The following is a 9,372-nucleotide window of genomic DNA, read 5'->3' on the forward strand; positions in this document are numbered from 1 at the left end:
AAGTTGTTGGTAGTCACTGACAGGCAGGTCTTCTGGCTTAGCGTCATTCTCACCCGTCCTTCCCAATCTCGCGATCAGTGGTCTATACGGGGTCGTCAGCATCACAGCAGCGGGGGCTGCGGGGGATTCTCACCCCCTTCCCTACCACAAACGTGGTAAACCTGTCAGCTCAGGAGCAAATTCTATTAAGCTCCAGGCATGAGATGAATTAACACACCTCATGACAAAAATTCATTTAAATATCTTTTACGCTCATTCAGCCAATGTTATGGCGTCATTCAGCTTATTCTTAAGTTTGCATTCCGTATGAAAGCTTCAATTAATAATAAAGAAAGTCATTCATACAGACACTGTATCTCATCACAAAAATAAAAACTGGTGCAGTTTATCCTTCAGACACTATTACTTTGTTGCGCTATGACAATTTATTGTCTTCTATCCTTATTTTTCATTTTATAATGACGGACATACAATACGATATCAAAAATCGGCAATAGCAAAATATTGCTATTTATGCTGACTCTTCGGACGAAACAACACTAATTTGCTGGCGAAAAGCCTGCGGCGTCACCTGGTATGTCTGGCGGAAAACTTTGCAAAAATAACTGGTTTGCGAAAAGCCTAAATTTCGCGCAATACTGGCAATACTCCAGTCACTATGACAAAGCAACTCTTTAGCACTTGCCATTCGCTGTTGGTTTACCCAGGCATTAAAACCGATCCCCTGATATTTTTTGAACAGCTTGCTGAAATAGTACGGGCTGAGATAAACATGCGAAGCCACCTCCTCGAGACGAAGCTCATCCGACAAATGTGCGTCGATATAGCGCAACGCTTTTTTCATTTTGCTGTCATGCGGAGTCGGGCTACGGGTTGAACGCACCGACTCTGACTGCTGTGGACTGTCTTTAATGACAACGAAATTCAATTGTTTTTTAAGGCAATTTTCAACAATCAACTTCAGCAAATCTGCAGAGGCGATGACGCGAGAATAGTCCATTTCCGGAACATTACGAAATTCATTGAGCAGTTCGGGATCGGCTTGCCAGCGATCATCGACATTCAAAATATCAACCAGGCCTACGTCATTGCTTAAGCGCACCTGACCGCATAAAACAAAACCGACCAAGTGGCCTGCAATCACCAAAGGGATAGAAAAATCAGTAAGGCCGGCATGACAGCGATAAATACACGGCTGGTCTGATTTTGATGCTTCAAGGCCCCCACAACGATCGCTCATACGGCATCGCGTGCTGTGCTGCGGATGCTGGCGCATCAACTGGCAGAAAGGGGTAAAATTAAAGAGTTCAGAAATTTCATCACCGTGAATATTGACAACCACAACGGCCAGACTGGTGGCCTGTGCAAAATCCTGTGCGATTTTATTAATGAGTTCTGAGTTCAGGGCGCTCGCAGAAATCATGATAAAACCTCTCAGTTAATTTATTGTTATAAATAAAAACATATTGTTTACATTCACTTTTCATCTCGCTATTAGACGCAATGATAAAAGGTGTTAATGGACCATAACAAAAGTCTCCCATTGTGGGGAGACTTTTTAAGCTGTTCAGGAAACCGGATCACGAAATCAGTTTTTGCATTTCAGAAATAAACAATTTCCATGAAGCTAGTTCTCATTTTCCTCCAGCTTACAAGTATTACACGGTAAATTTTTGCCAATAAAGTAACGATAAATTGCTGCCCCGGCGCACGCACCGATGATCGGTGCCACAATCGGGACGATAAAGTATGGGATATCGCGTCCCCCCGTCATCGCAACATCTCCCCATCCGGCAAACCAGGCAAACAACTTAGGACCAAAATCACGCGCCGGATTCATGGCAAATCCTGTGAGCGGACCTGTTGATGCACCGATGACGGCAACCAGAATACCAATCAGCAATGGCGCGAGAGGACCTTTAGGCACCCCATTGCCATCGTCCGTCAGCGCCATAATCATACCCATCAGAATGGACGTGATGACCACTTCCACCAGCGCCGCTTGCCATACGCTAAGCGCAGAGGCCGGATAAGTACTAAAAATACTGGCCAGTTGCAGGCTTTCAAGACTGCCACGAACCATATGGTGCGCCGTCTCATATTCAATGAATAAACTGCCGTACAGCAAATAGGCCAGCAACGCGCCGCCAAAGGCACCCGCGACTTGCGCGACCGTATAGGGTAAAACTTTACGCCCAGGGAAACAGGCAAACAGCCACAGAGCGATGGTAATCGCAGGGTTGAGGTGTGCCCCGGATATTCCGGCAGTCAGGTAGACCGCCAGCGAAATCCCAAGACCCCAAATGATGCATATTTCCCATAACCCTAAACTCGCACCGGCCACCTTAAGGGCACTCAGGCATCCAATGCCAAAAAACAGGAACAGCCCGGTACCTAAAAACTCGGCAATGCATTGCGCTTTTAGTGAATCGTTCATTGTGACACCTTCTAAGCAGAGTTCGTGTCTGTACCAGCGGACTCCCTGCTGGCAGTAGAGTACTTCAAGGCTTACTATAAAAAGCGCCGTCGGCAAATTGTTGGCAATCTGAGCACTTCCACCTTTTTAAAATCGTGTAGTGATAACAAATTCTTGCTGTCAGCATTATTAAAACAGCTAACAAAAACGGGCATTAGCCCTATTAAAAACGCATTATAAAAATAATAAAATATTGCCAACAGCAGATTTCTGTTTTCAAACAAACATCACAATTTCATTTCCCCCGCATAGCAAATGATATTTATCGTGTCACTAGCAAAAATGTAAATCTGGTATTGACATAACCAAATTTTCACATCCACAAAATAATAAAAAACATTTAAAAACAATCAGGTAAAAGAATATCAAGCAATTTTATATCACCGATCGCTTACTATTTTTTCACTCTCCGTTTCAAGTCAGCCATTCTTTTTCCTCGCTTCTTTTTATAGTCATGAAAATCGGAACAACCCAGGCGAGGTCTTTATGCAACAAGAAGCGTTAGGAATGGTAGAAACCAAAGGCTTAACTGCAGCCATAGAGGCCGCAGATGCAATGGTGAAGTCAGCCAATGTGATGCTGGTCGGCTACGAAAAAATTGGTTCAGGGCTGGTCACCGTGATTGTTCGCGGTGATGTTGGCGCGGTAAAAGCGGCAACAGATGCAGGCGCCGCTGCCGCACGTAATGTGGGTGAAGTGAAAGCCGTACACGTGATCCCACGTCCTCATACCGATGTCGAAAAAATCTTACCGAAGGGAATTAGCTGATGAGCAGCAATGAGCTGGTTGAACAGATCATGGCGCAGGTGATTGCTCGAGTGGCAACGCCAGAACACAAGGCTATCCCTGAAAATAATCTTCCAACACGAGAGACGGCTATGGCAGAGAAAAGCTGCAGTTTAACGGAATTTGTCGGCACCGCGATTGGCGACACCGTCGGTCTGGTGATCGCCAACGTCGACAGCGCCTTACTGGACGCGATGAAGCTTGAAAAACGCTATCGCTCCATTGGCATTCTAGGCGCCCGTACCGGCGCAGGCCCCCATATCATGGCCGCGGATGAAGCAGTAAAAGCCACCAATACTGAAGTGGTGAGCATTGAGCTTCCGAGAGATACCAAAGGCGGAGCAGGCCACGGTTCACTGATTATCCTCGGCGGCAACGATGTTTCCGACGTAAAACGCGGAATTGAAGTCGCGCTGAAAGAACTGGATCGCACATTTGGTGATGTCTACGCCAATGAAGCCGGTCACATCGAAATGCAATACACCGCACGTGCCAGCTATGCGCTGGAAAAAGCCTTCGGCGCACCCATTGGTCGTGCCTGTGGTGTGATCGTCGGCGCACCGGCATCGGTTGGTGTACTGATGGCCGATACCGCACTGAAATCGGCCAACGTCGAAGTGGTGGCTTATAGCTCCCCTGCCCATGGTACCAGCTTCAGTAACGAAGCCATTCTGGTTATTTCCGGTGACTCTGGCGCCGTACGTCAGGCCGTCATCTCCGCGCGCGAAATCGGTAAAACCGTGCTTGCGACCCTCGGCTCAGAACCGAAAAACGATCGTCCGTCCTACATCTGATACCCGTGAGGCTGATTCATGAGATCGAAAAGATTTGAAGCACTGGCGAAACGCCCTGTGAATCAGGACGGCTTCGTTAAGGAGTGGATCGAAGAAGGCTTCATTGCGATGGAAAGCCCGAACGACCCAAAACCGTCCATAAAAATCGTTAACGGTATGGTCACCGAACTGGATGGTAAAGCCGCCAGTGAATTTGATTTGATAGACCATTTCATTGCCCGCTACGGTATTAATCTGGCGCGCGCTGAAGAAGTGATGGCGATGGACTCGGTCAAACTCGCCAATATGCTCTGCGATCCTAATGTGAAACGCAAAGACATCGTTCCGCTGACCACCGCGATGACACCGGCAAAAATTGTCGAAGTGGTTTCGCATATGAACGTCGTCGAAATGATGATGTCGATGCAGAAAATGCGTGCCCGCAGAACCCCTTCTCAACAAGCGCACGTCACCAACGTTAAAGACAACCCGGTGCAGATTGCGGCCGATGCAGCAGAAGGCGCATGGCGTGGATTTGACGAGCAGGAAACAACCGTTGCCGTGGCACGCTATGCCCCGTTTAACGCTATTGCTCTGCTGGTCGGTTCACAGGTTGGGCGTCCCGGCGTATTAACCCAGTGCTCACTGGAAGAAGCCACCGAGCTCAAACTCGGCATGTTAGGCCATACCTGCTATGCAGAAACGATTTCCGTGTACGGTACTGAGCCGGTCTTTACCGATGGTGACGACACCCCATGGTCAAAAGGCTTCCTGGCCTCTTCTTATGCCTCACGCGGTCTGAAAATGCGCTTTACCTCAGGCTCAGGCTCAGAAGTGCAGATGGGTTATGCAGAAGGCAAATCCATGTTGTATCTGGAAGCCCGCTGCATTTACATCACCAAAGCCGCTGGCGTGCAGGGTTTACAGAACGGGTCCGTTAGCTGCATCGGCGTCCCTTCCGCCGTACCGTCAGGTATCCGCGCAGTGCTGGCAGAAAACCTGATCTGCTCGTCACTGGATCTCGAATGCGCCTCCAGTAACGACCAAACCTTTACCCACTCGGATATGCGCCGTACCGCGCGTTTGCTGATGCAATTCCTGCCAGGAACTGACTTCATCTCTTCCGGTTATTCCGCCGTGCCGAACTACGACAACATGTTTGCAGGCTCTAACGAAGATGCCGAAGACTTTGACGACTACAACGTTCTCCAGCGTGACCTGAAAGTCGACGGGGGTTTGCGTCCGGTGCGTGAAGAAGACGTCATCGCCATTCGTAACAAAGCGGCCCGCGCACTGCAGGCAGTGTTTGCTGGAATGGGATTGCCCCCCATCACCGATGAAGAAGTTGAAGCCGCAACTTACGCCCACGGCTCGAAAGATATGCCAGAACGTAACATCGTTGAAGACATTAAGTTTGCGCAAGAGATCATCAGCAAAAACCGCAACGGACTGGAAGTGGTGAAAGCCCTGGCCCAGGGCGGATTTACCGATGTTGCTCAGGATATGCTCAACATCCAGAAAGCCAAGTTAACCGGAGACTATCTGCATACCTCCGCCATTATCGTCGGCGACGGACAGGTGCTTTCCGCGGTGAATGACGTCAACGATTATGCCGGTCCGGCAACAGGTTATCGCCTGCAAGGCGAACGCTGGGAAGAAATTAAAAACATCCCCGGCGCACTTGATCCCAACGAGCTTGGCTAAGGGGTGAACTATGGAAATCAATGAAAAGCTGCTGCGCCAGATAATTGAAGATGTGCTGTCTGAAATGCAGACCAGCGATAAGCCTGTTTCTTTCCGCTCGTCTGCCGCGGCAACCGCACCGCAGATGGCAACCGCGCCAGGTGACAGTTTTCTGACCGAAATTGGCGAAGCCAAACAGGGTCAGCAGCAGGATGAAGTGATTATTGCCGTTGGTCCGGCGTTTGGGCTCTCGCAGACCGTCAATATCGTCGGTATTCCGCACAAGAATATTTTGCGCGAAGTGATCGCGGGTATTGAAGAAGAAGGCATTAAAGCACGCGTCATCCGCTGCTTTAAATCCTCCGATGTGGCGTTTGTCGCCGTGGAAGGTAACCGTCTGAGTGGTTCCGGTATTTCAATCGGCATCCAGTCTAAAGGCACCACGGTTATCCACCAGCAGGGGTTACCGCCGCTTTCTAACCTGGAGCTGTTCCCTCAGGCCCCACTCCTGACGCTGGAAACCTACCGCCAGATTGGTAAGAACGCCGCGCGTTACGCCAAGCGTGAATCTCCACAGCCGGTCCCGACGTTGAATGATCAGATGGCGCGTCCGAAGTACCAGGCGAAATCAGCCATTCTGCACATTAAAGAGACCAAATACGTCGTGACGGGCAAAAACCCGCAGGAACTGCGCGTGGCGCTTTGATAAAGGATAACTCCATGAATACCGACGCAATTGAATCGATGGTTCGGGATGTGTTGAGCCGAATGAACAGTCTGCAGGGAGAGACCGTCACTCCAGCCGCGACTGGTTCATCAGCGCATACCGCGAAAGTAACGGATTACCCGCTCGCCAATAAACATCCTGAGTGGGTAAAAACCGCCACCAATAAAACGCTGGATGACTTCACGCTCGAAAATGTGCTGAGCAATAAGGTCACCGCACAGGATATGCGTATCACACCAGAAACGCTGCGCATTCAGGCGGATATCGCCAAAGATGCCGGACGTGACAGGCTGGCGATGAACTTTGAACGTGCCGCAGAACTGACCGCGGTGCCTGACGATCGCATCCTTGAGATCTACAACGCCCTGCGCCCATACCGCTCAACCAAAGACGAGCTGATGACCATCGCCGACGATCTCGAAAATCGTTATCAGGCAAAGATTTGCGCAGCCTTCGTGCGTGAAGCAGCAGTGCTGTACGTCGAACGTAAGAAACTCAAAGGTGACGATTAATTTTAGGGAAAAATGATGCGATATATAGCTGGCATTGACATAGGCAACTCATCAACAGAAGTCGCTCTCGCGACTCTGGATGACGCTGGCACGCTGAGCATTACAACCAGCGCACTGGCAGAAACGACTGGAATTAAGGGCACGTTACGTAATGTGTTTGGTATTCAGGAGGCGCTTACGCTTGCAGCAAAAAATGCAGGCATCAATGTCAGCGATATTTCGCTCATCCGTATTAACGAAGCCACGCCGGTCATTGGTGATGTGGCGATGGAGACGATCACCGAAACCATCATCACCGAGTCAACCATGATAGGCCACAACCCTAAAACACCTGGTGGGGTCGGGTTAGGTGTTGGCGTCACAATTACGCCGGAAGAGTTGTTAACCCGTCCGGCGGATATGCCTTATATCCTGGTGGTGTCATCAGCATTCGATTTTGCCGATGTTGCCACCATGATTAATGCCTCCGTTCGCGCCGGATATCAGCTAACCGGCGTTATTTTGCAACAGGACGATGGCGTGCTGGTCAGCAACCGTCTTACTACGCCGCTGCCCATCGTCGACGAAGTGCGCTATATCGATCGAATCCCGTTAGGGATGCTGGCGGCCATTGAGGTCGCCATCCCCGGAAAGGTGATTGAAACGCTCTCCAATCCTTACGGGATTGCGACTGTTTTTAACCTGAATGCGGACGAGACCAAAAATATTGTCCCCATGGCACGTGCCCTGATTGGTAACCGCTCAGCGGTCGTCGTGAAAACACCGTCGGGCGATGTAAAAGCGCGAGCCATTCCTGCCGGAAACCTCGAACTCCAGTCGCAAGGACGTACTGTTCGCGTCGACGTTGCCGCAGGCGCGGAAGCCATTATGAAGGCGGTAGGCGAATGCCCACGGCTTGATAACGTTATCGGCGAAGCAGGAACCAATATTGGCGGCATGCTGGAACATGTACGCCAGACCATGGCGGAGTTAACCAACAAGCCCAGCCATGAAATCTTCATCCAGGATTTATTGGCAGTTGATACCTCCGTTCCCGTCAGCGTGACGGGGGGACTCGCCGGAGAGTTCTCGCTGGAACAGGCGGTGGGTATTGCCTCAATGGTGAAATCAGATCGCCTGCAAATGGCGATGATAGCCCAGGAGATCACGCAAAAGCTCAACATCGACGTTCAGGTAGGCGGCGCTGAAGCCGAAGCGGCCATCCTGGGTGCCCTCACTACGCCGGGCACGACGCGTCCGCTGGCCATTCTGGATCTCGGCGCAGGTTCCACTGACGCCTCTATCATTAATCCAAAAGGCGAAATTATTGCCACACACCTGGCGGGTGCGGGCGATATGGTCACGATGATTATTGCCCGTGAACTGGGACTGGAAGATCGTTACCTCGCCGAGGAGATCAAAAAATATCCGCTGGCGAAAGTAGAAAGCCTGTTCCACCTTCGCCACGAAGATGGCAGCGTTCAGTTCTTTCCTTCTCCCCTGCCGCCAACGGTATTCGCCCGGGTCTGTGTGGTGAAACCCGATGAACTGGTGCCATTACCTGGGGACCTGGCTCTGGAGAAAGTTCGCGTCATTCGCCGCAGCGCCAAGGAACGCGTTTTTGTCACCAATGCGCTGAGAGCGCTTCGTCAGGTTAGCCCCACAGGAAATATTCGCGACATCCCGTTTGTGGTTCTGGTTGGTGGCTCTTCTCTGGACTTCGAAGTTCCACAGCTGGTAACGGATGCGCTGGCGCACTACCGGCTGGTTGCGGGTCGCGGCAATATTCGCGGTACCGAAGGCCCACGAAATGCTGTCGCAACTGGGCTTATCCTCTCCTGGTACAAGGCATTTGCTCATGGAAAGTAACCTCAGCGCACCGGCTATCGTGATCTTCACCCTGGGAGAGGACATGTCACTCTGGAATGACGTCCTGCTGGGTATTGAAGAAGAAGGGATCCCCTTTGTGGTTCAGGAGAGCCATTCCGCCGACATCATCCACAGCGCATGGCTGGCGGCATGTCAGTCACCGCTGCTCGTCGGCATTGGATGTAACCGGGAACAACTGGTAGTGCACTACAAAAATTTACCGACCTCAGCGCCACTTTTTACGCTGACGTATCAACAAGATAGCCACGCTTGTCGGCGCATCGGCAATAACGCTGCGCGGCTGGTTAAAGGCATTCCCTTCCGGGAATGCCACTCATAATCCACAGGAGAAAAGCAGTATGAATAACGCACTGGGACTGGTTGAAACAAAAGGGCTTGTCGGCGCTATTGAAGCCGCTGATGCCATGGTGAAATCCGCTAACGTGCAGTTGGTTGGTTACGAAAAAATTGGCTCGGGCCTTATCACCGTCATGGTTCGTGGGGATGTCGGCGCGGTTAAAGCTGCTGTAGACGCTGGCAGCGCTGCCGCCAGCGCCGTTGGCGAGG

10 protein-coding genes and 1 riboswitch are annotated in these 9,372 nt (G+C 50.8%); of the genes, 8 read left to right on the forward strand and 2 right to left on the reverse strand.

Going from position 1 to position 9,372, the window contains the following annotated elements:
* Nucleotides 1-4 precede the first annotated feature (4 nt).
* A riboswitch (cobalamin riboswitch) is annotated at nucleotides 5-180 on the reverse strand.
* Between the two features lie 331 nt (nucleotides 181-511).
* Nucleotides 512-1,423 (reverse strand): regulatory protein PocR, encoded by a 912-nt coding sequence (gene pocR, locus FDX01_RS06545; protein ID WP_115258156.1) that lies wholly within the window; start codon nucleotides 1,421-1,423, stop codon nucleotides 512-514.
* Nucleotides 1,424-1,627: 204 nt separating this feature from the next.
* Nucleotides 1,628-2,437 (reverse strand): propanediol diffusion facilitator PduF, encoded by an 810-nt coding sequence (gene pduF / locus FDX01_RS06550; protein ID WP_096756652.1) that lies wholly within the window; start codon nucleotides 2,435-2,437, stop codon nucleotides 1,628-1,630.
* A 525-nt stretch (nucleotides 2,438-2,962) separates the two neighbouring features.
* Between pduF and pduA the strand changes: the two genes are divergently transcribed.
* From pduA to pduJ, 8 genes are all read left to right on the forward strand, one after another.
* On the forward strand, nucleotides 2,963-3,244 hold the full coding sequence (gene pduA, locus FDX01_RS06555) for a propanediol utilization microcompartment protein PduA (RefSeq protein ID WP_003030255.1): 282 nt from the start codon (nucleotides 2,963-2,965) through the stop codon (nucleotides 3,242-3,244).
* Nucleotides 3,244-4,056, forward strand: coding sequence for a propanediol utilization microcompartment protein PduB (pduB, locus tag FDX01_RS06560; RefSeq protein WP_096756651.1), 813 nt, complete (start codon nucleotides 3,244-3,246; stop codon nucleotides 4,054-4,056). Before pduA ends, pduB begins: the two co-directional genes overlap by 1 nt.
* 18 nt (nucleotides 4,057-4,074) lie before the next feature.
* Nucleotides 4,075-5,739, forward strand: a complete 1,665-nt coding sequence (pduC, locus tag FDX01_RS06565) for a propanediol dehydratase large subunit PduC (protein ID WP_096756650.1) — start codon at nucleotides 4,075-4,077, stop codon at nucleotides 5,737-5,739.
* 10 nt (nucleotides 5,740-5,749) lie between these two features.
* The gene (pduD, locus tag FDX01_RS06570; protein WP_096756649.1) at nucleotides 5,750-6,424 is read left to right on the forward strand and encodes a propanediol dehydratase medium subunit PduD; all 675 of its coding nucleotides are present in this window, start codon (nucleotides 5,750-5,752) and stop codon (nucleotides 6,422-6,424) included.
* Nucleotides 6,425-6,438: 14 nt separating this feature from the next.
* Nucleotides 6,439-6,957: a propanediol dehydratase small subunit PduE gene (gene pduE / locus FDX01_RS06575; protein WP_137399458.1), complete on the forward strand. Its 519-nt coding sequence runs from the start codon at nucleotides 6,439-6,441 to the stop codon at nucleotides 6,955-6,957.
* Nucleotides 6,958-6,972: 15 nt separating this feature from the next.
* The gene (locus FDX01_RS06580) at nucleotides 6,973-8,805 is read left to right on the forward strand and encodes a diol dehydratase reactivase subunit alpha (RefSeq protein ID WP_117343393.1); all 1,833 of its coding nucleotides are present in this window, start codon (nucleotides 6,973-6,975) and stop codon (nucleotides 8,803-8,805) included.
* On the forward strand, nucleotides 8,795-9,145 hold the full coding sequence (locus tag FDX01_RS06585; protein WP_137399459.1) for a glycerol dehydratase reactivase beta/small subunit family protein: 351 nt from the start codon (nucleotides 8,795-8,797) through the stop codon (nucleotides 9,143-9,145). The genes FDX01_RS06580 and FDX01_RS06585 overlap by 11 nt, the downstream gene beginning before the upstream one ends.
* A 19-nt stretch (nucleotides 9,146-9,164) precedes the next feature.
* A partial coding sequence (gene pduJ / locus FDX01_RS06590) for a propanediol utilization microcompartment protein PduJ (RefSeq protein ID WP_249360892.1) occupies nucleotides 9,165-9,372 on the forward strand: 208 nt, incomplete at its 3' end.

Origin of the sequence: Citrobacter sp. wls613, assembly GCF_005281195.1 — a bacterium.
In the GTDB taxonomy this organism is placed as follows: domain Bacteria; phylum Pseudomonadota; class Gammaproteobacteria; order Enterobacterales; family Enterobacteriaceae; genus Citrobacter; species Citrobacter gillenii.

Bases quoted from the DNA above. Each gene is read 5' to 3' on its own strand.
- FDX01_RS06580 (WP_117343393.1), top strand. From the start codon at position 6,973: ATGCGATATATAGCTGGCATTGACATAGGCAACTCATCAACAGAAGTC.
- pduD (WP_096756649.1), top strand. From the start codon at position 5,750: ATGGAAATCAATGAAAAGCTGCTGCGCCAGATAATTGAAGATGTGCTG.
- pduE (WP_137399458.1), top strand. From the start codon at position 6,439: ATGAATACCGACGCAATTGAATCGATGGTTCGGGATGTGTTGAGCCGA.
- pduA (WP_003030255.1), top strand. From the start codon at position 2,963: ATGCAACAAGAAGCGTTAGGAATGGTAGAAACCAAAGGCTTAACTGCA.
- pduC (WP_096756650.1), top strand. From the start codon at position 4,075: ATGAGATCGAAAAGATTTGAAGCACTGGCGAAACGCCCTGTGAATCAG.
- FDX01_RS06585 (WP_137399459.1), top strand. From the start codon at position 8,795: ATGGAAAGTAACCTCAGCGCACCGGCTATCGTGATCTTCACCCTGGGA.
- pduB (WP_096756651.1), top strand. From the start codon at position 3,244: ATGAGCAGCAATGAGCTGGTTGAACAGATCATGGCGCAGGTGATTGCT.
- pocR (WP_115258156.1), bottom strand. From the start codon at position 1,423: ATGATTTCTGCGAGCGCCCTGAACTCAGAACTCATTAATAAAATCGCA.
- pduF (WP_096756652.1), bottom strand. From the start codon at position 2,437: ATGAACGATTCACTAAAAGCGCAATGCATTGCCGAGTTTTTAGGTACC.